Genomic DNA, 25,901 nt, shown 5'->3' with positions numbered 1-25,901 from the left:
ATTAAAAGCAATTTATAAAAGGAGCGTGGATGGTTTGGCTGAAATGGATTTATCTTCATTTGATAAAGTACTTGTGCTTGATTTTGGTAGTCAATACAACCAATTAATCACCCGTCGTATTCGTGATTTTGGTGTGTACTCTGAGTTGAAGTCACACAATATGTCAATCGAAGAGATAAAAGCTTTTAACCCTAAGGGAATTATTTTCTCTGGTGGACCTAACAGTGTTTATGCTGATGACGCCTTGAAAGTTGACCCTAAAATTTTTGAAATGAATATTCCAATCCTAGGAATTTGCTATGGAATGCAATTGATGGCATATGACCTAGGCGGGGGAAAAGTTGATGGCGAAGATCATGGTCAATATGGACATGCTGATATCGACATTACAACTGATGATGCTGATTTGTTTAAGGGCTTACCTAAAAATCAACCAGTTTGGATGAGTCATGGAGACCTTGTTAGAAAGGCTCCGGATGGCTTCGAAAATGTTGCATCTGCTAAGGGATGCCCAATTACTGCAATGCAAGATACCGCTAGAAAGTTCTATGGAATTCAATTCCATGCTGAAGTTAGAAATACCAAATACGGTACTGACATCTTAAAGAACTTCGTGTTTAACGTTTGTGGCGCAGAAGCAAACTGGTCAATGAATGATTTTATTGACTTAAAGATTAAACAAATCCGCGAAGAAGTCGGCGACAAGAAAGTTATCCTTGGTCTATCCGGTGGGGTTGATTCAAGTGTAACTGGAGTTTTATTACACAAGGCCATTGGTGACCAATTAACTTGTATCTTCGTAGACCATGGTTTACTACGTAAGAACGAAGTTGAAGAAGTTATGGATAGTCTAAAAGGTAAATTCGGCTTGAATATCATCCAAGTGGATGCAAGTGATCGTTTCTTAGGTAAGTTGAAGGGTGTTTCTGATCCGGAACAAAAACGTAAGATTATCGGTAACGAATTTATCGAAGTTTTCAATGATGAAGCTCGTAAGTTAAAAGACATTGACTTTTTAGCGCAAGGAACTCTATACACAGATGTAATTGAAAGTGGTACTGATACTGCTCAAACTATTAAATCTCATCACAACGTGGGTGGACTTCCCGAAGACATGCATTTTGAATTAATTGAACCAGTGCGTTCACTATTCAAGGATGAAACTAGACATTTAGGTGAAGAAATGGGGATGCCAGCTAACTTGGTATGGCGTCAACCATTCCCAGGTCCTGGTCTAGGAATTCGTGTCATTGGTGAAATTACTCAAGAAAAATTAAGGATCGTGCGTGATAGTGACTTTATTTTACGTAAAGAAATCGCTAAAGCAGGTCTAGATAAAGAAATTTGGCAATACTTCACGGTCTTGCCTGGTTTCAAGAGTGTGGGTGTCATGGGGGATGAAAGAACTTATGACTATACCATCGCAATTCGTGCAGTAAACTCAATCGATGGAATGACGGCTGACTTTGCACAAATTCCATGGGATGTTTTATCTGACATTTCAACCAAAATCGCAAATGAAGTTGATGGCATTAACCGCGTAGTGTATGACATTACTAGTAAGCCACCTTCGACAATTGAATGGGAATAATATTTTATTCCTATAAACTTTAAAGAGTTATCTATTTTTGGATAGCTCTTTTTTATAATTATAATATTGAAAGTTGGATTACATTTTATGATTAAAAAATATTTTAATAATTTTATTACCTTAATAATTGTTTTATTAACTTTTTCTTTCCTATTTATAGCTTTAATTATGGGTAATTTTTTTAAAGATTCTAGTTCTGGAGATTGGTTACAATCTTTTACAACAATTTTATCTATACTTATAGTTCAATACTTTACAATTAAGTATATTGGTGTACAAATAAGAGAAAATAAAAGAGTTTCAATTAAAGTTAATGAATATTCCAAAAAATATGAAAAAATAATTGATGTAGGTAATGATTTATTATCGTTGTCAACATCTATAAGGAATGTTCAGTATTATTATTTTAGTTTTGATTTATCTACTGGCGAGCATTTTATTAATATTAACAATAATCAATCAATTGAAATTTTTTCATTAAAAGAAAAAGATATAGATGTTTTAGAACATTTATTTGATGAGTTACAAAAAACGTATGATTTGTGTCAGAAAATAAAATTTTCTATAGAAATTAACGATATCATAGGTAGTGATATTATAATTAAAGTTATTGACAACATTTCTTATAATAATGAGAAAATTTTAAATAATAAAAGAAGTATAGAAAATCATTGTTACTATCTTTTAAAACTTATTGATGAAAATAAAAATAATGAAAAAATTAAAAAGATTAAACATGAAATCAAAGAATATATAAAATATGGTAAATACTTAAATGAAATTGATACCAAAATGAAAGATTGTATGAAATCTATACAATCAGTTAAAAATGTAAATAGAAATTTATGATTCAATAAAATATTATTTAATAACTTTCGTATATGTGTTGTTCTAATCAAAAAAATATTAGATAATTAACAATATTAATTAATATTTGATAGGAGAATAATGATGGCTACATTTGAAGAGTTGGTTGATCAAGTAGATTCCAATCTAGACAATCAAAGGGATCGTGGAACTGCTTTTGAAGAAATGGTAGTTTCTTATTTAAAAAATGAACCTACATATAAACAAAAATATAATAACATTTGGATGTTAAAAGACGTTCCTGAACAATATCAAATTCCCAAAAAAGACACAGGAGTTGACATTGTTGCTGAAGGGTATGATGGTAAATTAACTGCTGTTCAAGCTAAATTTTATAAGGGTAAAGTTGGTAAAGACACTATTAATTCCTTTATTGCTGAAGCTGGTAAAGATTATTATGATGCTGGACTAATAGTATCTACTACTGATGAATGGAATAAAAATGCTGAAAGTGCATTGGAAAATAATTCTAAACCATTTGGAAGAATTGGTTTATCACAATTGAAACATGCAAAAATTAATTGGCAAAAATTTTCTTTTGGAAAACCAAATCAAGATTTATCTTTAAGCACCCCCAAAAAGTTAAGACCATATCAAAAAGAAGCAATTGAAAATTCTTTAGAGTATTTTAAGGATAATGATCGTGGAAAATTAATTATGGCTCCAGGAACTGGAAAAACCTTCACTAGTTTAAAGATTGCTGAAGCTTTAATGCATGATCAAAAAAAGAACAATTTTAATGTTCTTTACTTAGTTCCAAGTATTCAATTGTTGTCACAAACCTTATTTAATTGGAATGATGATAAATCTGATAACATACATATGACTTCATTTTCTGTTGTGTCTGATCGAAAAGCAAATAAAAAATCGTATGGTAAAGATGACTTGGGAGCAAAAGACATTGGGTTCCCTGCAACAACTGATGTAACAGAATTAATCAATAACTTTAATCAAATTAAAAAGTTGAATATAGATAATAATATGACAGTTGTGTTTTCAACTTATCAGTCAATTGATGTTATTCATGAAGCTCAGAAAAAGGGTTATCCAGAATTTGATTTGATTATTGCTGATGAAGCTCATAGAACTACAGGTGCTACAAAATTAAATGAGGACAGTGTCTTTACTGAGGTTCATTCTAATACTAATGTAAAGGGTAAACTAAGACTTTATCAAACAGCAACGCCTAAACTTTATGATGCTAATGCTAAGAAAAAGGCTAAAGAAAACAGTATCATAGTTTCTTCAATGGATGATGAAAATAAATATGGTAAAGAAATATTTAGACTAGGTTTTGGTGATGCTGTATCACAAGGGTATCTTACAGATTATAAAGTTACAGTTTTGGCAGTTAATGAATCCTATATTAATAAAGATATGCAAAAACTTTTAGCTGCTGATAATCAACTTAAAGTGGACGATATTGGTAAAATAATTGGTGTCTGGAATGCAATGGTTAAGCGTGATGGAATCACTGGTGAAATCAAAGGTTCACCAATGAAAAGAGCAATTGCTTTTACTGACACAATTAAACATTCTAAAACCATTTCTAAAGAATTTGAAACAGTTGTTAATCAATATCTTGATGCTAAAGCAACTGGAAGCTTCCAAGTAGATGTTCATCACGTTGATGGTGGACTAAATGCATTACAAAAAAAAGATGAAATTGATTGGTTAGGCGATAAGAACATTAAAGAAAATCATTCTAGAGTATTATCTAATGTCAGATTTTTAACTGAAGGAATTGATGTTCCTAACCTTGATGGAATAATTTTCTTTAGCCCTAAAAAATCACAAGTTGATATTGTACAAGCCGTTGGTCGTATTATGCGTCGTGCTGAAAATAAAGAATATGGTTACATTATCTTGCCAATCGTTGTAGCTGATGGAGTTGATCCACATACAGCCTTAGATAATAACTCTAAGTATAAAGAAATATGGCAAGTTCTAAATGCATTGAGATCAACTGATGAAAGATTTGATGCTGAAGTTAATAAGTTAGATCTTAACAAGAAAAAAGATGGTAGGGTTAATTTTATTGGGGTAGATTCTAGTCCTGATAATGAAGTTAATGAAAATACTTCTAAAAAAGAAGAAGCTAATAATAAACAAATGGAGCTGCCATTAGACTTTCAAGAAATGCGTAGTGCTTTCTATGGAAAGGTAGTTCAACATGTTGGTGACCGTCGATATCTAGAAGATTGGTCTAAAGATGTTTCTGATATTGCTAAAAAATATATCAGAAGAATTAATGACTTAATTGATAGCAATGATGGTGCCAAAATGGCATTTGATAACTTCCATACTAGTTTAAAACATAATATTAATGATTCTATTTCAAAAGAACAAACTGTTGAAATGTTAGCTCAACATCTTATTACCGAACCTATTTTTGATGCTCTATTTGGTGAATATAGTTTTGTTAAAAATAATGTTGTATCAAAATCAATGAATGATGTTATCTCTGCTTTTAAAGTATTTGGTTTTGCTAAGGAGCAAGAAAGTTTAAAACCATTTTATGACTCTATTAAATTAAGAGCTTCTGGTATTGATAATGCAGAAGGTAAACAAAAATTAATTTTGTCTTTGTATGATAATTTCTTTAAAAAAGGTTTTAAAGAAACTACTGAACAATTGGGAATTGTTTTCACTCCAACAGAAGTTGTTGATTTTATCATTCATTCAGTTGATGATGCTATGCATAAATATTTTGGTAAGGGTTTAGCTGACAAAGGTGTGCATATTTTAGATCCATTTACTGGTACCGGTACTTTTATAACTAGAACTTTACAGTATCTCAAACAAGAAATGGATGCTGGAAAAATTACTTTTGACGATATTTTATATAAATATATGCATGAATTGCATGCAAATGAAATTGTTTTATTAAGTTATTATATTGCCGCTATTAATATTGAATCAGTATTTGATGAAGTAAACGGTCCTAATCGAGGATACGAACCATTCAATGGAATTGTTTTAACTGATACATTTGAGAGTACCGAACGTAAAGACTCATTTATGGATGACTTACTTGGTCAAAATAATGAACGTTTGAAAAAACAACAAGAACAACCCATAACTGCAATTATTTCTAATCCGCCTTATTCAGTAGGACAAAGAAGTTCTAATGATGATAATCAAAACATTAGTTATCCGAATCTAGAAACGCAAATAAATAAAATTTATGTAAAAAACAGTAATTCCAAGTTGAGTAAGGGTAATTATGATAGCTATGTTAAAGCATTTAGATGGGCTAGCGATAGAATTGGCAATAATGGAGTTATAGGATTCGTTACTAATGGAAGTTTTATAACTAGTGGTACTAGCGATGGATTTAGGTATTCTTTATACAATGAATTTAATCATCTTTATATTTTTAATTTACGTGGAAATCAAAGGACTAGTGGTGAGACATCACGTAAAGAAGGTGGAAAAATATTTGGATCGGGAAGTCGTACCCCTGTTGCAATCAGTATATTGATAAAAGATGGTTCAGATAAACATGAAATTCATTATCATGATATAGGTGATTATTTAAGTCGTAAGGATAAATTTGAAGTTATTAATAAGTTTAAAACGATTAATAATATTAATTGGGAAAATGTAAAGCCGGACATTAATAATGATTGGATTAATAAAAGAGCTAATACTAACTATACAAAAATTATAGGTGATAATGGTAAAAGCGTATTTAATAAGTTTTCACCTGGAATAGTTACTAGCAGGGATAAATGGGTATATGGATTTGATAAAAAAAGTGTTAATAATAATATAAATACATTTATTAATACTTATAATTTACAACTAGATAAAATAAATAATTTAGATGTAAAATTTAGTAATCGTAATGTTACTAACGATAATACTAAAATAAAATGGAGTAGGAAACTAAAAAACATTTTACAAAAAGGAAAACATATAAATAAAAGTGAAACATTTGTTAAAGCTATGTATAGACCCTTTGTTAAGAAATGGTTATATTATGACAATTATTTAAATGAAGTTCCAGGTGGTTTTGATAAATTATGGGGCAAAACAAATTTGAGTATAAATATATCTGGAAGTGGTTCTAGTAAAGGTTTTTCTTCATTTATTACTAGTGATTATACGGATTTCCAAACATTAATGAATGGAAAATCTTGTATGCTTTATAGCAATATTGATTATAACGAATTAATTGATGAAAAATATAATATTTCACTATATTTTTTAAATAAAATACGTTTAAATGCAGAAGACACTTTTTATTATATATATTCATTATTAAATTCCAAAGGGTACTTGTCATTTTATCATAATGATTTAACCAAAGATGTTCCTCAAATTCCTATAGTAAAAAATAAAATGAAATATGTAGAAATTGGTAAAAAATTATCTACTTTACATCTTAATTATGAAGAAGTTCCAACATATAAAGATGTCGATGTTGAAAGTGAAAGTAATAACTATGTAGTAAATAAAATGAAATTTGATAAAGTTAGAGATGAAAATGGTAATTCAGTTAAAGATAAATCTACTATAATTTTTAATGATGATATTACTATTAGTGATATTCCATCTAAAGCTTATGAATATGTTGTTAATGGTAAATCTGCTATTGAATGGATTATGGATCAATATCAAATTAAAACTGATAAAAAATCAGGTATAATTGATGATCCTAATGAATATAGTGATGATACTAAATATATTTTTAATTTATTATTAAGAATTATTAATGTATCAGTACAAACAGTTGATTTAGTAAATCAACTACCTAAATTTGAAATTGATGAATAAAATTATTAAAGTATTGCTTTCATAGCAATGCTTTTTTAGTTTGCCAAAAATAATTTAAAGAATTATTATTAAAAAGTAATGTATTTATAAATGAAGGAGATATACATATGAAAATACATAATTTTGTAAAGTATTCATTAATTACAATTGGAATGGTTTCAATCATGTCCACTTGTTATGGAACACAAGCGCACGCTAAGTATATGGGACATCATCAAACGCCTACTGAAATTAGAGGAAATTGGTATCAATGGGACAATTATGAACATAAGATGACACATATGAATATTTATAAAAAGAGTATTTATGTAAATGGTAAAAAGAATAAAGAAAAGTTGAATATTGTTATGCCTTTTAAGCATGAATATAATTTATACAATTTTAAAAATGGAGATATACCATTATATAGATTAACTAATAAAAAGATTCACGGTAAAAAAGCTTTGTTTACTGGTGGTGGAGATGCAGCTTATTGGATCAGAAATAATATTAAACATACTTACATTTCACATTAATATTGATTACAATAATTTTTGATCTTTAATATGAAAATATATATTACATAATTCATAGGAGATAACATGAAAAAAATATTAACTGGAGGAATTGTTACCTTTTTACTACTAGCCTTATTAGGTAGTTGTATGGGTGGCAAAGATTCCTTAAAAAATAATAGTAATTCAAGTTCATCACAAAGTTCTAGTATGCAAAGTAGTGACAGTAGTTCATCGCATAGTGATAAACATGTTGCTAAAAAGCAAGCTAAGGATACTAAAAAACATGTTCAAAGTGATAATGAACTAGCTGATTTAAATTATACTTCTGGTGATCAATCCTTTACTTATGTAAATAATGATCATGCCAATTTAAAGACGACTGATTGGAAATACAATCATGTTATTTACAGCAATTTAGATAATTTGAATCGAACTTCAGCTGGCAACACCGCTTATTTAGAATCACTAAACGTTGCTAATGATAGTTTACGTTCCACTCAAGATGTTAAACCAACTGGTTGGCATCAAAAATTTATCAATCGTGAAGCCATCATTAATCGTGGTCATGAAATTGCTTATAGTCTTTCTAAAGGTATTAGTGTGAATGGTAATTATGAACCTAATTTACAATCTGGTGATCAAAATAATTTGAAAAACTTATTTACCCAAACTGCTTTTAGTAATCAAAAAGTACAAACCATTTACGAAAGTAAAGTTCGTGATGCTTTACGTGCTGGGAAGAAAGTAATTTATCAAGTTACACCTGTCTTTAAAGGCAGCGACTTAATGGCACGTGGAGTGCATCTGCAAGCATTATCTACTGATAATACTTTAGATTTCAATGTATATTTATATAATGTGCAACCAGGAGTTCAATTTAACTATGCGGATGGAACTTCTAAGATTGATCATAATATGAATGTACCAACGCCAGCAGGGGCACCTAGTTTTAGTGAACATCGTAATTATAATGGTGAACACTATCATCGTCATCATTATGTTAGGGATGCGGTGATTGCTGGAGCAGCTCATCACTATATTAAGCGTCATTATCAAAGAAAATATGAACGTCATTATTATCATCCATATCATCGTCATTTCTATGGATATCATAGGCGCCATCATTTCTTTTAAACAGTAAAAGATAGCCCTAAATCAATAGGACTACCTTTTTATTATTTGAAAACTTTAGTAGATAGAACTAAAATTTAATTATATTCACAAAAGAAGGTATTTACATATGAAGATTAGTAAAAGAATGAAAAAATTAACTGGTGTATCAATGGCATCGATTGCATTACTATTGGGTGGTTATCAAGCACTTAATATAGTAACAGCACATGCACAAGGTCCAGTTACAGTTTTAAATAAAGCACAACTTAATCATTTTAAATTTGATAATCGTAAAATCCCCCAAACATATCATGGCATTTGGTATTATGCTTACAAGGAAACTCCTAAGAGTTCCATTAAGTTGAGTAAAATGAGTATTAATAATATTTGATTAAACAAAGTAATTTTTATGGCGCAAATAATAACTATGATACTCACCGTCCTTTAAACTATGCTAAAAGTTTTAAAAATCAAACTATTAACCATAGTTCATTGAGATTTGCTAAAGCAAAAGTTCGCGTTAAAGCAAATCGTAAATTTGGTATAAATAAATCAATGCAACAGCCAATTTATGCTTATCAAAATGAAAACAATGGTGTCGGTGGTTTTGGCTTAATGTACATTAATAATCAAAAGGGAAAGTTAACAATGAGCTATCCCAATGTTTCATCTAATAGTCATTTATCAAATGAAATTACCTTAGCTTACAATTATTATTCTAATCCTAGCCAAGCTAAACAACATTTTAATAAAGAATATTAAATTAAACTAAAAAGGTAGTCCTAAATTAATAGGCTACCTTTTTGTTATTTCTTATACCAATGTCCGTTCATTTCAGGCACTAAGTAAAAAGTTTTATGGGTTACTCGATAGTGCTTATTTTTGATAACATAACCACCAGTCGACATAAAGTAATTTGAAACTTTTAGATGAGTACCTTTTTTAATATGACCAGTATATGTAAATTTATTAGCTGCCTCAAATTTACCAGCAGTTACTTTATAAACTTTAACGTTTTTAGTAGTTTTCACACTGGTTTTAGCAGTTGAACCATATTCATGTGCAGAAATAGCACTAGCATTAGTACTAAAAGTAAAGAATAGTATTAATAATGGCAAAATCACTGGTATTACTTTCTTGATTTTCATAATAACACCTCCTAATAATATTAATTATACTATTATATTATGATAAAATTAGTATAAATTATTCAAAAACTAATAAGGAGCTCTATGCAATATATAAAGAGTCTAATCATTCAAGTTTGTATTCTTGCTTTACCAGTATATTTGGTCATTTGTGGATCAATTGATTTAGCAAAGGGGAATCCATTTCATCCGGATGTATTAATTGATTTTGGATTATTAATAATTGGCATTGTTAACTTATTTAATATATTTGTTTTTATTACTTATCTAATTACATCAAATTGGCATGATATACATAGATACTATAAGGTTATGTGTATTGTTCACGTTATCTTTTTCACATTTGTCTGTTTAGCATTATTAGTATTAAATGGAATTATTCACTTATAAATTAGCATCGTCGAATAGGCGATGCTTTTTTCATACCATTAAAATTGTTATATAATAAAATCAAATCTTGAAATCTGAGGAGATGAATTGAATCATGACACCGACTGAATTTCATAAAATATATGATTCTTTGAACCAATATGGTAAGTCAGCATTGAATTCAATTACTGATGAAAACTCCGATTATCAAAAACATTCCCATGACCATATCTATAAGCATTTTTATATTAATGCCCATGATATTGGTGAAATCTATCATTACACTAGCATTGGTGCTTTAAAAAACATTGTAAAAACAAAGCTATTTTATGTTGGATACATTCACTCAATGAATGATCCACTTGAGGTTCGTTATACTTATCGAGTTGCGATTAAATATTTACAACAACTGGGTGCGACGAAAGATGAAATCAAAATTTTCATTAATGATTATCAAAATATTAATTACGATAGCTATGTTTGGAGTTTCTCGCCAAACCGTAATTCACAAGCGTTAGCCAATTATGGCGATGTCGCTTTAGGTTTTGATAGTCAAAAGATTCAAAAGAAATTATCAGATCAATACACTTGTCCAAATTTTAAACGTATGGAAGAAGGGTATGGATATGTCTTTCCTTTGAAGGTTGAATATGATCAAAATGTCCACCAAGAGTTTATTCAACCAATTATTCAAGAATGGTTAAATTCGTATCGTGGTTTAAATGGGATTTGGAATTCAGTAGCTCGCGATATTCAAAATAAATGTTTAAGTTCATTATTTTTATTATCCTTATGTTTCAAACGCCAGATTTTATGGCAAGAAGAAGAAATTCGCTATGTGATTGTAAAGCCTAAAAGTAATCATTTTGATGCATCAGCATTAGTTAGTGATCGGCCTATTTCATTAGCGAAAATTAATCCTAATATTTTACGTGAAGTGATTTTAAGTCGAAATTCAGAAAGTCGTAAGCAGGAAGTTAAAGATATATTAAATGATAATGGTTTTGCTAAGACTAAAGTGAAGATTACCGATTTACCTTATTGAGCATTGTTCTTTAGACAATGCTTTTTTTGTAATAAAATAAACGTATTAGTTAAATATTAAGGGGTGTGAATAATGGGTAAGTATGTATTTCAACCAACTGCCATCAATAAATTAAAGGATAATTATGATGTAGTAATTGTTGGTTCTGGTTCAACAGGTTTAGTTAGTGCGATTCAAGCTTATGAATTGGGATTAAAACCAGTGATATTAGAAAAAATGGATAAATTAGGTGGTAATTCCACGCGTGCATCTTCAGGGATGAATGCTGCTGAAACTGAAACACAATTAAAGTATCATATTATTGATAGTTTTAAGGCTTTTTATAATGATACTTTTATCGGTGGTGATAAACAAAATAACCCAGAAATGCTTGATTACTTTACTAGTCATTCCGCATTATCAGTTGATTGGTTAGCTGATCACGGTATTGATTTAGATGATTTAACTATTACTGGTGGTATGCATACTAAAAGAACGCATCGTCCTAGTTCTGGAGCCCCCATTGGAGCCTTCTTAGTTACTAACTTTCTTAAAATTGTTGAAAAAGACCAGATTCCAGTTTTTAATAATATTGATGTTGATAAAATCATAAAGGAAGATAATGAGGTTACTGGTGTTGATGTGAAATTAGCATATGGTAACAAACAATCAATTCACGCCAAAGCAGTTATTTTAGCAACTGGTGGTTTTGGTGCTAGTAAAGAAATTATTGGTAAATACCGCAGTGATTTAACTCATTATCGAACTACTAATCAACCAGGAGCTACTGGCGATGGCTTAAAATTAGCTACTGATGCAGGAGCTGGCTTAGTTGATATGGATAAAATTCAAGTGCATCCCACTGTCCAACAAGACAATGATCATGCTTTCTTAATTGGTGAAGCTGTCCGTGGTGAAGGGGCCATTTTAGTTGATCAACAAGGACACCGTTTTGTAAATGAATTAGATACTCGTAAGAATGTAACCAATGCGATTAATCAATTACCTAAAAAGTCAGCTTATTTGATTTTAAATCAGGGGATTCGTGAACATGTGGGTGCCATTAATTTTTACGATTCCATTGGTTTAGTTATTCATGGAGATTCGATTGATGCATTAGCATCCAAGATTGATGTTGATGCTAATGAATTATCCAATACATTAGCAAAATGGAATCAAACTGTAGAAAAGCATGATGATTCAGACTATGGTCGAACAACTGGGATGGATCGTGATATTAGTGCTGGTCCATACTTCGCAATTCATATTGCCCCAGCAGTTCATTACACGATGGGCGGGATTAAAGTTAATGCTGAAACCCAAGTTTTAAGTGATGATGATACTCCAGTAAAAGGATTATTTGCTGGTGGAGAAGTTGCCGGTGGATTACATGGTGATAATCGCATTGGTGGTAATTCAATTGCTGAAACTGTGATCTTTGGTCGCCAAGCAGGCCAACAGGTATTTAAATATATTAGTTAGAAGTAATAAAAAGTCTTAAGCTAATTAATAGCTTAAGACTTTTTATTTATTTGAAATATTAATAACCATCCAGATGAAAATAATAATAACCATGATATTAATAATATTATTATTCGGATATTGCTACTAAAGAATGCTGTAAACAAAGAAATGATCATTAAGGTAATTCCTAATATACTGATTGAATTAATAATTAGATTTTGAATTTTATGTTTAGGTGTGAATAAATTAATAATGTTAGCAATTAGTGTAATTCCTATCAAAGTTATAAATATAAATAATAATGTTTGAAAAATATTATTATTATCTGCTAATCCTACAAAGATAAAGACAGGTATACCAATCAATGTAATAATCGGCATTATAATATTAGCAATGGCTGTAAATATTTTTATTTTATAGATATATTCTTCCTCCAGTTTTCATTCTATATTGATTTTATCATGCATATTTTTTTTAGAAATTAAATATGCGATAATAATATATTAGTTATGTTGTTGAAAGGATGTTTTATATTCAGGTTAAAATGAACACTATAAGAATTATATGTAAAATCTGGGATGCTTTATATGGGTTAGTTATGGCGATGTTTCTTCCAGTAAGTTATTTTGTATTATTTGCTTTTATGGATGCCCAAATTCCAATGTCAGTCATATTAATTAGAAATTTAGTTTTTCTAGTTGGATTAATAGGATTTTTCATTCATTATCTATTATTTAAGCAGGGTAAAAATAATGGTTATCGATTAAAGGGTGCATATTGGGAAATGATTGTTAATATTATTTCTGGTATTTATGGAATGATATTAATGATTAGTGTTAATACAGATATTCCAATGATTCTTATGGGAATTTTAATGTTACCTATCGTTATATCATTCTTTTCTTTTTGGAATTTATCTTCTGTATCTAAGTTAAGAAAGTTTTAAAAAGCATTGTTCTTTGGGCAAAGCTTTTTGTCTGCTAAAATATTTTTAGGAGATGAATTACATATGCATAGTGGAGAAATGGCTGAGTGGGTAGCTGCAATTGCTGAATCATTATCAGTTGTAGTAGCACTATTCTTACCTTATTACAATAGTCATAAAGAAAAGAAACTAAAACGTCGCAATGTGAAAATTGTTATAAAAAAAATGACTGAAAGAGCTATTAATGGTGATAAAGATGGGGTCGAACATTTACGTTCAATGTTAACCAACGTGTTATTTAATAATTTAGACTCTCGTCTAGAAGATATTATTGATTCTGGTCAACAAATTTATGAAATTTTGAAAGACCACAATGATCTTTCTAAAGAAGATCTTCAGCAAATTCATGATTTACTAGATCAAATCGATAAAAAGTAATTAAAGTGCTGATATAAATCGGCACTTTTTTAGCATAAATTTAAGAAAGGAAAATTTATAATGGTTAATAAAAATGTTTTACCAACCCAAATTGAAGTACGTGGCGGCAATGTTCATAATCTTAAAAATATTGATGTTGATATACCATTAAACCAATTCGTCGCAATTTCAGGGCCTTCTGGTTCGGGAAAAAGTTCATTAGCGATGGGAATCCTATATGCAGAAGGATCTAGACGTTACCTGGAAGCACTATCTACATATACCAGACGTCGAATTGGCCAAAGTACTCATACCAATGTCCGTGAAGTTCGCCATATTCCATCGGCAATTGCCTTAAAGCAACGGCCCAATGTTCCTTCTGAACGTTCAACCGTTGGTTCTATGAGCGAAATATTTAATATTGTTCGTTTGATTTTTTCACGATTAGGTTCACCAGTTTGTCCAAATGGACATCGAGTTGTGCCCAGTTTAAAAATTGCTCAAGCGATGGATTTACCTAATGATGGCAAAAGTGGCATGGGGATGATTCAGTGTCCTACTTGTGGAATTAAGTTTGAAGCTAAATCATCGGAAGACTTTGCTTTTAATGCTGGTGGTGCTTGTCCTAAATGTGAAGGTACTGGTCAAATTAGCACTTTAGATCCAGATACAATTATTGAAGATGATAATGAATCGATTAATGAAGGGGCGATTGCACCATGGCATTTGCCAGGACGTAATTTTATGGCATCAATTGCTCAATCATTAGGTGTGCGGACTGATGTTCCATATAAAAATTTAACCGATAAAGAAAAACAAATTGTTTTGCATGGTGAAAAGAAACAATATCCAGTTGATTTTCACACGTCGACAGGAAGAGTGTTTCATTCTGACAATGCTTTGTATGAGAACGCTTATGAATCAGTCTACGGTTCAATGAAAAAGGCTAAAAGTTCTCGCGCCTTCAATCGGATTAGTAAATTCTTTCATTTTTCAACGTGCCCAGTTTGCCATGGGTCACGGTTGAATCCTGATTTATTAAATCAATTAGTAGCTAATAAAAATATTGCCGAAGTTACTGATCTAACACTGGGGCAATTAAAAGATTGGGAAGTTGAAACTAAAAAATCTTTACCAAAAAATATGCAGCACATGGCTGATATTTTATTTGAAAATTTGGATGATAATCTTAGCCCATTGTTGGAGTTAGGCTTAGATTATTTAACACTTTCTAGAAGTGGTAATACTTTATCAATCGGTGAACTACAAAGAATTCAATTAGCTAAGACATTACGAACAGAAACGACTGGAGTCTTATATGTACTAGATGAGCCATCGGTTGGCTTACATCCTGATAATATTAAAGGCTTGATTCACATTTTTCGAGCATTAATTGCACAAGGTAATTCATTGGTGGTAGTTGATCATGAAGTGGACATCATTAGTGCTGCGGATTGGGTCATTGAAATTGGCCCCGGTTCAGGTGATGAAGGTGGAAGGGTAATTGCACAAGGTACACCTAAACAATTAACCCATAATAAAAGTTCATTAATCGGTCCATTTATCGACGGACAGGCTAATATTATGCATTCCAAAGTTTCATCTAACACTGATTGTGCAGATACAAAGATTAAAATTAATGATTACTATAATTTGCATAATGTTCAAGCCACCATTCCTAGTGGTCAAATTACTGCTATCACTGGTTTTTCAGGTGCTGGTAAAACGAGCTTCATCTTAAATAGTTTAGTCCCAGCAATTAATGGTTATCCACATGATAAGTTGCCTAAACAAGTTGCTCAATTTCAGACTGGCATAAAAAATGTTATTAGTGTGGATGCTAAACCGGTGGGTAAAAATGAACGGTCTACTTTGGCTACTTACACTATGATCATGGATCATTTACGCCATATGTTTGCTAAATTACCAGCTGCAAAACAACATAAATATGGGATTGGCGCATTTTCATATAATAATAAACAAGGTGCATGTCCAACTTGTGGGGGCCTAGGAACTATTCATTTAGATGTTCAATACTTACCCGATATTGAAGAAATTTGTCCGACTTGTCACGGTGATCGTTTTAATCCAACAATTCAAGAAATAAAATGGCATGGTTATAGTATTGTTGATTTATTAAAATTATCAGTTAAAGATGCGTTACCAATTCTTAAAAATGTCCCATCAATTGAAAGCCAACTACAGATTTTAAATGAAATTGGTTTAAATTATTTACACTTAGGTGAAAGTACGCCTAGTTTATCTGGTGGGGAAGCTCAACGATTAAAATTAGTTAAGCATTTAAAGAATAATCAAGACAATACAATGTTTGTCTTTGATGAGCCTTCCGTTGGTTTGCATCCTGCTGATGTCCAAACTCTGTTAGGCGTTATTAACCAATTAAAGGCGAAAGGTGCTACCGTTATTTTAATTACACATGATTTAGACTTAATGGCCAATGCTGATTATATGATTGACTTAGGTCCTAAAGGTGGTAATGCTGGTGGTAAGATTATGGCGACCGGTAATCCAGCCGAATTAGTTAAACATCCTAAAGGATTGACTTTGCAATATTTGAATGATCATTTTAAAAAATTTAATTTATAATAAAAAAGCCAGAATGCTCTGATTGAGAATTCTGGCTTTTATTTATTAGCATAATATTCGATATTTCTTTCATTTAAAGGCTGGCACTCACGATTATTTCCACCAAATTGTTGCATAAACCAATTAACTTGATTTTGGCTAACTGTAATTTCAGGATTAGTAATAACTACCCATTCAACGTTTTCTGTTAATGGTGGGGTAGTTAAAGACCCAGCATAATGAAATCCTTTAGCTAAATTAGGCACCCATTCACTAAGTTTAATTGAGACGTTATTTTCAGCGCCTACTTTAAAATTGTTGATAATTTCTTGAATTGCCGAATTGGCATTACCTATTTTTAAAAGTAATGCGACAACGACAGTTTGTCCAATGTTATCCTTATGTACTAAATGAATTTCAAAGGGCGCTTGTTGATTGTCTACTAAGTGTTCAGCTGGTGTATGAAAATGAACTTGTTGAAAGGCAAATTCACGATTAAAGATGGTTGCATTGCCCATTCCGGTTAGTCTAATGGTAGTTTGATCATCAATTTCATTGTTTAGTTGATAAAAATCATCGACGTTGATGGGCAGAAAATCATTAAAAGCTTGATTATCATTGGTTGATAAATTAATTGGTGATTGTAGATTACCAAAATTGTTAGGCCAATTTTTTTGATCATTATAATTTAACATTTGATATCTTCTTTCTATGAATTTATGAGTTCCTCTAATTAATATGTTAATATAACATACATATAAAATAAACTGGAGGAACATGACTTTGGAATTCACTTGGGTAAATAATGATAAAATTGAATACGGAATTAAAAAATTTTTAGCAAGCAAAGGTGTTAGTCATCGAATGTATAATGATTTAAAACATGATGGCTCAATTATGCTAAATCACCATAAAACTAAGTTTGATGCTCAAGTAGAACCCAGTGATTCTCTAACAGTCGTTTTTCCCGATGAACAAAGTGACGATGAGGTTGCTTTTAGTGATCAACCAATTAATGTGGTCTATGAAGATAATAACTGGCTAGTTATTAATAAGTCAGCTGGATTAACGAGCGTCCCGGGACCAGCTAATCGCGAGGATACTTTAGTTAACCGAATTAAAGGTTATTTGAGAAAAAATGGCAGTCATGATTTAAAACCACATCTAATTACAAGGTTAGATCGTTTTACTTCTGGATTGGTATTAGTCGCTAAAAACCGATTAGCTAATAGCCTAGCTAATCAACGAGTAGCAAAGCATCAAATTGAAAAATATTACTATGCAATTGTGGAAGGAAAACTCTCTGATGAGCATTCCATTATTGATCAACCAATTGGTAGAATCGGTGATAATTTTCGGCGTGAAGTTACGCCTGATGGTAAGAATGCAATTACTGAATATTTGGTAGTTAGCAGTTTGAATGATAAAACATTAGCAAAAATTAAGCTACATACAGGTCGGACGCACCAAATTAGAGTTCATATGACTGCTTTAGGGCATCCTTTATTAGGTGATCAATTATATGATGGACCATTAAATGAAGGGATTGAGCGCCAAGCTTTGCATGCTTATTATTTAAAATTTCATGATGATTTATCTGATGTCGACCGTGAATTTAAGTTAGATTTACCAGCCGATATGAAAGCAATTTTATAGTGGAGGATGGAAAAATGAATAAAGATTCACAGCAAGAAGTAAAGTGTGTGGTTGATGGTAAAACTTACTTAAGAGATGAAGGGATTACTTTAAAAGAATTAGCGCAACCGATATCCAATGCAATTAAGCAAGACTATCCTAAAGCTAAAATGACTAGCTTTATTTGTGCTAATCATTTGTTGGAATATCGAATGAATCGAGTAGACTCATTAATTAATTCAGATTTAAGGCAGAGTCAAAAAATTAATCGTAAATTAACCCGCGCTTTGAGGGATGATAATTATGAGATTACCGATGTGAACGTTTCATTAAGCAAAAGCACGACTTTTGGCCAAAAAGTATCGGATGCAGTAGCTAAATTTGGTGGTAGTTGGACTTTTATTTTTATTTTTGTCTCAATTCTGGTAATATGGATGCTTATAAATGGTTTAGCAATTTTTGGTATTCACTTTGATCCTTATCCATATATTCTATTAAATCTATTCTTAAGTTGTTTCTCAGCAATTCAAGCACCTATCATTATGATGAGTCAGAATCGTTCAGCTCAACGTGATCGACTAGATGCTGAAAATGATTTTCATGTTAATTTAAAATCAGAACATGAATTAAGAATTTTACATGCTAAGTTAGACCATTTAACTCAAAATCAGATGCCCCATGATTTAGAGATTGAAAAATTACAACTACAAATTTTGGGTGAGGTTCGTGCTGAGTTAACTAATTTAAGAAATGAAAACATTAAATTAAAAGAAAAATTAAAGCAATCTAACTAGTTAGAGGAGAATTATTAATGGAAGACAATATTAAAATTGGTGCACCAGCTTTTAGCAAGATGATGTTTGTTTTAAATACACCAGTAACTGAAGCCAATCATAAATACTATCGTTTTATGAATGAAGAAATGCAACAAATTGCTGAAGATGTTTGGGCAATGCCTGCATATATGAAAGAAAATGATGATTTTTCATTGTTCTTTATCATTACCAAAATCGAATCTGGTGAAACTGTCGTTGCCTTCTCAGAAGGTCATTTAAAAGAAAATGATTTTTCATTAGGTCAACCGATGGCCTCAGGTAAGGGATTAAATAAGTTAAATGAACATGATGAAAAACGTGCAACTTCAGTTCTACACTTCTTAAATCAAATTTCAAAAGCTGCCGAAGGTAATTGGCGCATGTTAGAAGAATAATGTAAAAGGTATTCCATTAATTGGAATACCTTTTTTTAAAAAAATAAAATAAAATTCTTTGCATATTTTTAGAAAGGTGTTATTATCTTTAAATTGAGTTTTAAATAATGAAATTGAAAAAGGGGGGGCTTAATCATGTTAATGAGAAGAGCACACATCGAAGATTTGAATGCAATTAAACAAATTATTTTCGAAGGGAAGGAATTGCTTTCTAAACAAGGGGTTAATCAATGGCAAGATGGTTACCCAAATACTGACTCATTAATTAACGATATTCGTAATCAATGGACCGTTGTTTTAGAAGAAAATGGTGAAATTTTGGGAACAGCAGCTGTAATTCCAGGAACTGATGACAGTTATGAAAACTTAGACGGAATATGGTTATCAAATGGCCCCTATGTTTCAATTCATCGGGTAGCCGTATCTAATCATCACCATGGACGTGGCTTATCACAAAAATTATTTGAAGCTATTTATGATGTTGTTAAAAATGTTAATGGTATTAATAGTATTCGTGTTGATACCAATCCTGATAACTTAGGGATGCAACATGTAATTAAGAAGGCTGGTTTTATTGAAACTGGCAAGGTAGTACCTATCTCAGCTACCCAAAATACTAAAATTAGAAATTATGCTTATGAACGCTTAATTAAACAACCACTATTAGTTTAAAATTAAAGCTGCTTTCAACGAAAGCGGCTTTTTTTGTTATGTAATTTTATTGTATAATAAATATAGATAGGAGGGGTTAAAATGCATGAACATAACCATGAAAAAAGTCAAATGACTGGTCGCCGATTTTTCTTTGTGACAGTACTAAATTCGACAATTACGATTGTTGAATTTTTAGGGGGGATTCTTTCGGGAAGTTTGTCTTTAATATCTGACGCTTTTCATAACTTAGGTGATTCAGCTTCAGTTGTAGGTAGTTATTATGCACATCGAATTAGCGAACGTCCACAAAATAAATTTAATACGTTTGGCTATAAAAGAGCACAAATTATTTCTGCTTTCTTAAATTCAATTTTCTTATTGATGCTTTCAGCTGTTTTGATTTTTGAAGCGGTTCCTAAACTGTTTAAACCAGAACAAATTAATGGAAATCTGATGTTAATCGTTGCTGTGGTTTCAACAGTTGCCAATCTGATTTCAACACTTATGTTAAGTCACGGATCTAAGAATAATTTAAATATTCGAGCTACATATCTTCATTTATTAAGTGATACTTTAGCATCAATTGGAATTATTATTGGTGGTCTTTTAATTAAGCTGTTTGGTTGGAATATTATTGATCCACTAGTGACAATTATTGTTGCTTTATATATTATTTCGGAAACATTCCCAATTATTAAAAAAACAATTAAGATTTTGATGCAGGGTGCACCACATATTAATTGTTATGATATTCAAAAAGATTTACTTAATATCAACGGAGTAACTGGAGTTCATCATGTTCATATTTGGTTAGTCGATGAGAATAGTATTATGTTTTCTGCTCATATTAATATGAAAGACATGTTAATTAGTGATGCTGAAAAGATATATGATCCAATTGCTAAAATATTGCATGATAAATACCATGTTGAACACGTAACTTTACAAGCTGAAGTTGAACATGGCAAGAAAGAAGATTTATTTTACGATAGTGGTACTGATATTAAATAAAGAAGCTTCCATAATTTTTATGGAAGCTTCTTTATATTGTTATTATAGTCCCTCAGGGGTTTGATTATATTTATTTTGATACCATTCTTCCCAAGGTAATTCAGGAGTACCATTAGCTAAGAATGAAACATTCAAATCATTTATAATTGCACGATAATTATTCATACAATACTTCACTGTGTCTTTTGCAGCATGATCAATAGATTCAAATCGATTGCGATATACTTCACGATCAATATCCCATAAGAATGAGTTATCAATATCTGCACTAATTATTTCCATGTTACGATCTCGATACATTTTGACAAAGAATTGACTGAAACCTTTGACACTGTTTAATTGAGATTGTTCATTGAGTTGATTGAACTTAAGTAACTTTTTACTCATATTTCCATCTCCAGTTTCTTAATTAATGATATCATTACCATTACAGTTTAATTATATATTTTTTATTAAAAAAAGTTAAATAAAAATGGTAAAATTATATTAAATGCTGTAACATTGATTATTAAAAATTGATGTAATTAGAATTTATTTAGGAGACGCTGATAATAATGACCCCAAAAAAAGAGGACTATTTAAAAATTATATTTGAACTAGGTGGAACTAAAGATAAAGTTTCCAATAAAAGAATCGCAATCAGTTTAGATATAGCTGCGGCCTCTGTCACTGAAATGATAAATAAGTTATTGGGTGAGGGACTAGTTTATCACGAACCCTATTCAGGAGTTTATTTAACAGAAAAGGGTGTAAAATTAGCTGAAGTTTTAGTTAGAAAGCACCGTATTTGGGAAAGCTTTTTGGTTAATGAATTAAATTACCCACTTCCTGATTTAGATAATGAAGCTGAAGTTTTGGAACATGTCACTAGTGATCGTTTATTACAAGCGATGTACGAAAAGCTAGGCAAGCCTACTCATTGTCCGCACGGAGGTGTTATTCCTAATACTAATGGTCATTATAAAGAAGATAGTCATGTCTTATTGAATGATGCTAAAGATGGCGATACTGTTGTAGTTGATCGTTTTATCGACAACCATGATTTATTGACTTATTTAGGTGATATACAACTAGATATTGGTGATAAATTAAAAGTTATTAAGCATTCACCTTTTGAAGGCCCCATTACAGTTCAAAATTTAACTGATAAGCAAGAAAATGCCATCAGTTATAAAGCTTCACATTATATTTTTATTAAAAATATTAATGAATAAAATAAACGAGTTTTAAGTAATTTAACTTAAAACTCGTTTTTATTTAAACGATAATTATTCATGTTATACTTTTACTAATTATTATTGTTTTATCATGGTAGGTGAAATGTTTGAACGAAAAAAGAAAAAGTAAGTTAGTTGTTGAAACTTGTTTACTTGCAGGAAAGATAATGATTGAAAATGGATCTGAAATGGTTAGAGTTAATGACACGATTGATCGAATATGTCATAATGCGGGTTTTTCGGATAATCGTTCGTATGTAACATTAACAGGGATTATTATGACGGTTAATCCAAATATGGGATCGCAAGTTATTTCAATTGATAAGCGAAGTTTTGACTTAGAAAAAGTTTCAGTGGTCAATGATTACTCTCGACAATTTCAGTCAGGATTAATCACCCTGGGGCAATTTTATCATTCTTTAAAACACATGGATAAACATGTTACTAGATATCCATTCTGGATTGAATTACTTGGCGCTGCTGTGGTTAGTGGTGCTTTAGAAGTTGTATTCAGAAAAAATTATGTCGATTTTTGGGCTGCTGCTTTAATCGGGGTATTAGGCTGGGTCATTTATAGTATTACTGAGCGTTACACATCCATTCGATTTTTGAGTGAATTTATATCAGCTATTGCAATTGGCTTTTCAGCAATTATTATGTTTAGACTCCATTTGGTTAGCAGTGCCGATGATTTGATAACTGGTGGCCTAATGCCGTTAGTACCCGGAGTGCCAATTACTAATGCGGTTCGTGATGTATTGTCTGGTAATTTAATTTCAGGTCCTTCACGTGGAGTTGAAGCAATTATGAGTGCCTGTGCATTAGGTTTTGGAGTTGCGATGGCAATTAAAATAATGGGATGAGGTGATTAATTGCTATTATTAGTTAATATCTTTTGTGTATATTTAGCAACAATTGGTTTTGGACTATTAGTAAATGTTCCTAAAAGAGCCTTAAATATGGGCGGATTAGTTAGTGTTTCTGGTTGGCTAGTCTATTATTATATTAATACTTATATTAGTGGATATGTTTTCGCTAATCTTTTTGGGACTTTTGTGGTTGGATTGTTAAGCATTTTAGCTTCTCGTTATAAAAAAATGCCGGTTATTATTTTTAATATTCCAGCTTTGGTTCCATTAGTCCCAGGTGGCCAAGCCTATCAAGTTATGAAATCTTTGGCTATTAGTAATTATGCTTTGGCCAAAACTAATTTAATTCAGATGGTTTTTATTGCTGGAGCGATTGCCTCTGGTTTCTTGTTTTCAGAATTTTTGAATCAATTGTATATCCGTTGGCGAATTAAAAAGGCCAATCAAAAAAAGGGGTAATGATTTCACTCATTACTCCTCTTTTTATTGACCTAAAAAGAAACTAAAAATTAATACTAATAATACGAAAGTTGTTATATATACATATAACATATCGTGTTCTTTATAAAATGAATAAATTGAAACAATAACTCTTAATACGGGGGTTAAAATTAAACAAAAAATTCCAACCATCATAATTGCATAAGATTTTAGTTGAGTCACTCCAGTGAAAATTTCTTTAAAAGAACTAGGATGATAATTTCCACTATATCCGGATTTACCAGTTAAAATAAAAATTAATAAACCAATCATCATAATTGTAGCTGAAATAATCACACCAATTCGAAGAATTTTACCAATTACTAATTCAATTTGATTCATTTCTTCTTTAGTAGTTTGTTTAGAATTATTCATCACTTACCTCCTAAAATCCTTTGATTAACATGTTTAATCCAATATAAAATAATACTGGGACGAAACAAATACGAATCCATCTAGCAGGCAATCTTTGCATAATTCGTGATCCTAAAGTTGCACCAACTAAAATTCCAAGGGCTAATGGTACCGCAATATATGGCAAAATTGATCCATTAAAGAAATAAACGGTAGCTGATGCAGCTGCAGTCACTCCCATCATTAGATTACTGGTAGCACTTGATGGTTTTAAGGGCATCTTCATAAAAGTATCCATTGCGATAACTTTGAATGCTCCAGAACCAATCCCTAGTAATCCAGATGCTAAACCAGCACCAAACATAACTGATAATCCTCCCGGAATGTTTTCTACTTGATAATCAATTTTTTTATTTTCAGCTTTATCATAATAGCTGCTATTTAACCTTAGTTTTTCAGCTAACGGATCATTTTTATGACTTAAATTAGACGAATTTTTATTTAAAAGCTTACGAATCATATTAAATGATGAGAATAATAATAGCAGACCGAATAATATGTAAAGATATTGAGGCTTTAAAATACCAGTTAATAGTGCTCCAGATACTGCTCCAATTGTAGTAGCAATTTCAAGGAACATCGCAACTCTTAAATTTAACACTTCATCTTTCAAATAAGCGATTGTTGAACCAGAACTAGTAGCGATAACAACGACTACACTAGCTCCAATTGCATATTTAATGTCTAAATTACAAGCTAACGTCAAAATGGGGGTTACAATAATGCCACCGCCTAATCCCAAGATAGCTCCGGCAATTCCAGCAAATATACCAATCACAATCATTAATAGGACTGTGCCAATCATGATGTTTCCTCCTTATATATTCAATTGATTTTATTATAACAACTATTATATTAAAGTCATTAAAAACGATTATATTAAATTTTTTGGAAAATTAAAGCCATTTTTATTTGCTATGTTATACTGAATTTAAAACTTTTAGGAGGATTAAGATTTTATGATAATTGATAAAGATCATAAAAGAGGCTTTAAAATTACATTGGGATTAATATTATCCTTATTTATGACCATTTCAGTCATAATGAATTCTGGATATTTAAAGTTTATCGACTCAGTTATTATTAGTTCAGTGCAAAAGTCACAGGGTGGTTTTGAAGACCGCTTAATGCATTTATGTACAACATTAGCTAGTCCCAAAATGGATATTATTTGGATTCTGATTATTGCCTTTTTCTTATGGGGATTTAGACATAAGATTGTCGCTATTTGGTCACTGTTCACTATTATTGGTGGGGACGTTATTGCATTTATTGTTAAAAATATTGTAAGAAGACCACGTCCATCATTACATAGTGCTGCCGATACAGGATTTAGCTTTCCTAGTGGACATGTTTTTGGAATCTTTATTGTCATTAGTATCATTTGGATTGTATTATTACCTTTAATTCAGGGTAAAAAGAAACAACTACTAATACAAATTGTGACATTTATTTTCTTGATTTTAGTAATGATGTCTAGAATCTATTTAAATGCTCACTTTCCTACTGATACTTTAGGTGCTGCTTTTATTGCATATACTTGGGTTCAAATTTCTCAAATTTTCTATGTAAAGTATGCTCCTTCATTAAAAGATCACTTTAAACCAGTAAAACGCTCATATTTATAA

General features: G+C 30.9%; 27 protein-coding genes. 22 read left to right on the top strand and 5 right to left on the bottom strand.

Going from position 1 to position 25,901, the window contains the following annotated elements:
* The first annotated feature begins 43 nt into the window (after positions 1-43).
* The 7 genes from guaA (at position 44) to MOO46_RS03720 (ending at position 9,612) form a co-directional block, all read left to right on the top strand.
* Positions 44-1,591 carry a glutamine-hydrolyzing GMP synthase gene (guaA, locus tag MOO46_RS03750; RefSeq protein ID WP_249511695.1) on the top strand — a complete coding sequence of 516 codons (1,548 nt, stop codon included), beginning with the start codon at positions 44-46 and terminating at the stop codon, positions 1,589-1,591.
* Positions 1,592-1,678: 87 nt separating this feature from the next.
* Positions 1,679-2,440: a hypothetical protein gene (locus MOO46_RS03745; RefSeq protein ID WP_249511637.1), complete on the top strand. Its 762-nt coding sequence runs from the start codon at positions 1,679-1,681 to the stop codon at positions 2,438-2,440.
* Between the two features lie 102 nt (positions 2,441-2,542).
* Complete coding sequence (locus tag MOO46_RS03740; protein ID WP_249511636.1) at positions 2,543-7,240, top strand: type ISP restriction/modification enzyme; 4,698 nt, start codon at positions 2,543-2,545, stop codon at positions 7,238-7,240.
* A gap of 107 nt (positions 7,241-7,347) precedes the next feature.
* Positions 7,348-7,755 carry a hypothetical protein gene (locus MOO46_RS03735; protein WP_249511635.1) on the top strand — a complete coding sequence of 136 codons (408 nt, stop codon included), beginning with the start codon at positions 7,348-7,350 and terminating at the stop codon, positions 7,753-7,755.
* A 66-nt stretch (positions 7,756-7,821) separates the two neighbouring features.
* Complete coding sequence (locus MOO46_RS03730) at positions 7,822-8,871, top strand: DNA/RNA non-specific endonuclease (RefSeq protein WP_396121413.1); 1,050 nt, start codon at positions 7,822-7,824, stop codon at positions 8,869-8,871.
* A gap of 106 nt (positions 8,872-8,977) precedes the next feature.
* Positions 8,978-9,241 carry a hypothetical protein gene (locus MOO46_RS03725; protein ID WP_249511634.1) on the top strand — a complete coding sequence of 88 codons (264 nt, stop codon included), beginning with the start codon at positions 8,978-8,980 and terminating at the stop codon, positions 9,239-9,241.
* Positions 9,238-9,612, top strand: coding sequence for a hypothetical protein (locus MOO46_RS03720; RefSeq protein ID WP_249511633.1), 375 nt, complete (start codon positions 9,238-9,240; stop codon positions 9,610-9,612). The genes MOO46_RS03725 and MOO46_RS03720 overlap by 4 nt, the downstream gene beginning before the upstream one ends.
* A gap of 44 nt (positions 9,613-9,656) precedes the next feature.
* Here MOO46_RS03720 and MOO46_RS03715 read toward each other — a convergent pair whose 3' ends face one another.
* Positions 9,657-9,998: a hypothetical protein gene (locus tag MOO46_RS03715; protein WP_249511632.1), complete on the bottom strand. Its 342-nt coding sequence runs from the start codon at positions 9,996-9,998 to the stop codon at positions 9,657-9,659.
* An 84-nt stretch (positions 9,999-10,082) separates the two neighbouring features.
* Here MOO46_RS03715 and MOO46_RS03710 point away from each other — a divergent pair, with 84 nt between their 5' ends.
* From MOO46_RS03710 to MOO46_RS03685, 6 genes are all read left to right on the top strand, one after another.
* Positions 10,083-10,388, top strand: coding sequence for a hypothetical protein (locus tag MOO46_RS03710; RefSeq protein WP_249511631.1), 306 nt, complete (start codon positions 10,083-10,085; stop codon positions 10,386-10,388).
* A 94-nt stretch (positions 10,389-10,482) separates the two neighbouring features.
* Positions 10,483-11,412 carry a hypothetical protein gene (locus MOO46_RS03705; RefSeq protein WP_249511630.1) on the top strand — a complete coding sequence of 310 codons (930 nt, stop codon included), beginning with the start codon at positions 10,483-10,485 and terminating at the stop codon, positions 11,410-11,412.
* Positions 11,413-11,481: 69 nt separating this feature from the next.
* The gene (locus MOO46_RS03700) at positions 11,482-12,873 is read left to right on the top strand and encodes a flavocytochrome c (RefSeq protein WP_249511694.1); all 1,392 of its coding nucleotides are present in this window, start codon (positions 11,482-11,484) and stop codon (positions 12,871-12,873) included.
* A 526-nt stretch (positions 12,874-13,399) separates the two neighbouring features.
* The gene (locus MOO46_RS03695) at positions 13,400-13,801 is read left to right on the top strand and encodes a hypothetical protein (protein ID WP_249511629.1); all 402 of its coding nucleotides are present in this window, start codon (positions 13,400-13,402) and stop codon (positions 13,799-13,801) included.
* Positions 13,802-13,864: 63 nt separating this feature from the next.
* A complete protein-coding gene (locus tag MOO46_RS03690) occupies positions 13,865-14,218 on the top strand; it encodes a hypothetical protein (protein ID WP_249511628.1) in 354 nt (117 codons plus the stop codon).
* A gap of 60 nt (positions 14,219-14,278) precedes the next feature.
* On the top strand, positions 14,279-16,804 hold the full coding sequence (locus MOO46_RS03685; RefSeq protein ID WP_249511627.1) for an AAA family ATPase: 2,526 nt from the start codon (positions 14,279-14,281) through the stop codon (positions 16,802-16,804).
* A gap of 38 nt (positions 16,805-16,842) precedes the next feature.
* Here the strand turns inward: MOO46_RS03685 and MOO46_RS03680 are convergent, their stop codons facing one another.
* The gene (locus MOO46_RS03680; RefSeq protein ID WP_249511626.1) at positions 16,843-17,478 is read right to left on the bottom strand and encodes a carbonic anhydrase family protein; all 636 of its coding nucleotides are present in this window, start codon (positions 17,476-17,478) and stop codon (positions 16,843-16,845) included.
* An 82-nt stretch (positions 17,479-17,560) separates the two neighbouring features.
* On the opposite strand from MOO46_RS03680, the gene MOO46_RS03675 reads away from it, so the two are divergent.
* The 5 genes from MOO46_RS03675 to MOO46_RS03655 all read left to right on the top strand — a co-directional run bounded on the left by MOO46_RS03675 (position 17,561) and on the right by MOO46_RS03655 (position 21,293).
* A complete protein-coding gene (locus MOO46_RS03675; protein WP_249511625.1) occupies positions 17,561-18,439 on the top strand; it encodes an RluA family pseudouridine synthase in 879 nt (292 codons plus the stop codon).
* 14 nt (positions 18,440-18,453) lie between these two features.
* Positions 18,454-19,212, top strand: a complete 759-nt coding sequence (locus MOO46_RS03670) for a DUF1003 domain-containing protein (RefSeq protein ID WP_249511624.1) — start codon at positions 18,454-18,456, stop codon at positions 19,210-19,212.
* Between the two features lie 17 nt (positions 19,213-19,229).
* Positions 19,230-19,628, top strand: coding sequence for a hypothetical protein (locus tag MOO46_RS03665; RefSeq protein ID WP_249511623.1), 399 nt, complete (start codon positions 19,230-19,232; stop codon positions 19,626-19,628).
* A gap of 135 nt (positions 19,629-19,763) precedes the next feature.
* The gene (locus MOO46_RS03660) at positions 19,764-20,300 is read left to right on the top strand and encodes a GNAT family N-acetyltransferase (protein ID WP_249511622.1); all 537 of its coding nucleotides are present in this window, start codon (positions 19,764-19,766) and stop codon (positions 20,298-20,300) included.
* 81 nt (positions 20,301-20,381) lie between these two features.
* The gene (locus MOO46_RS03655) at positions 20,382-21,293 is read left to right on the top strand and encodes a cation diffusion facilitator family transporter (protein WP_249511621.1); all 912 of its coding nucleotides are present in this window, start codon (positions 20,382-20,384) and stop codon (positions 21,291-21,293) included.
* A gap of 42 nt (positions 21,294-21,335) precedes the next feature.
* On the opposite strand, the gene MOO46_RS03650 is transcribed toward MOO46_RS03655, so the two are convergent.
* Positions 21,336-21,680, bottom strand: a complete 345-nt coding sequence (locus MOO46_RS03650; RefSeq protein ID WP_249511620.1) for a hypothetical protein — start codon at positions 21,678-21,680, stop codon at positions 21,336-21,338.
* 167 nt (positions 21,681-21,847) lie between these two features.
* Between MOO46_RS03650 and MOO46_RS03645 the strand changes: the two genes are divergently transcribed.
* The 3 genes from MOO46_RS03645 to MOO46_RS03635 all read left to right on the top strand — a co-directional run bounded on the left by MOO46_RS03645 (position 21,848) and on the right by MOO46_RS03635 (position 23,838).
* Positions 21,848-22,507 (top strand): metal-dependent transcriptional regulator, encoded by a 660-nt coding sequence (locus tag MOO46_RS03645; protein ID WP_249511619.1) that lies wholly within the window; start codon positions 21,848-21,850, stop codon positions 22,505-22,507.
* 101 nt (positions 22,508-22,608) lie between these two features.
* On the top strand, positions 22,609-23,373 hold the full coding sequence (locus MOO46_RS03640) for a threonine/serine exporter family protein (RefSeq protein ID WP_249511618.1): 765 nt from the start codon (positions 22,609-22,611) through the stop codon (positions 23,371-23,373).
* A 9-nt stretch (positions 23,374-23,382) separates the two neighbouring features.
* Positions 23,383-23,838, top strand: a complete 456-nt coding sequence (locus MOO46_RS03635) for a threonine/serine exporter family protein (protein ID WP_249511617.1) — start codon at positions 23,383-23,385, stop codon at positions 23,836-23,838.
* Positions 23,839-23,862: 24 nt separating this feature from the next.
* On the opposite strand, the gene MOO46_RS03630 is transcribed toward MOO46_RS03635, so the two are convergent.
* Positions 23,863-24,234, bottom strand: a complete 372-nt coding sequence (locus tag MOO46_RS03630) for a DUF1634 domain-containing protein (protein ID WP_249511616.1) — start codon at positions 24,232-24,234, stop codon at positions 23,863-23,865.
* A gap of 10 nt (positions 24,235-24,244) precedes the next feature.
* A complete protein-coding gene (locus tag MOO46_RS03625) occupies positions 24,245-25,078 on the bottom strand; it encodes a sulfite exporter TauE/SafE family protein (protein WP_249511615.1) in 834 nt (277 codons plus the stop codon).
* 154 nt (positions 25,079-25,232) lie between these two features.
* On the opposite strand from MOO46_RS03625, the gene MOO46_RS03620 reads away from it, so the two are divergent.
* The gene (locus MOO46_RS03620; RefSeq protein WP_249511614.1) at positions 25,233-25,901 is read left to right on the top strand and encodes a phosphatase PAP2 family protein; all 669 of its coding nucleotides are present in this window, start codon (positions 25,233-25,235) and stop codon (positions 25,899-25,901) included.

The sequence above is a fragment of the Apilactobacillus apisilvae genome (genome assembly GCF_023380225.1).
Taxonomy (GTDB): Bacteria; Bacillota; Bacilli; order Lactobacillales; family Lactobacillaceae; genus Apilactobacillus; species Apilactobacillus apisilvae.
Note: the sequence above shows the minus strand (reverse complement) of the source record. Positions and strands in the feature narration are given on the sequence as shown.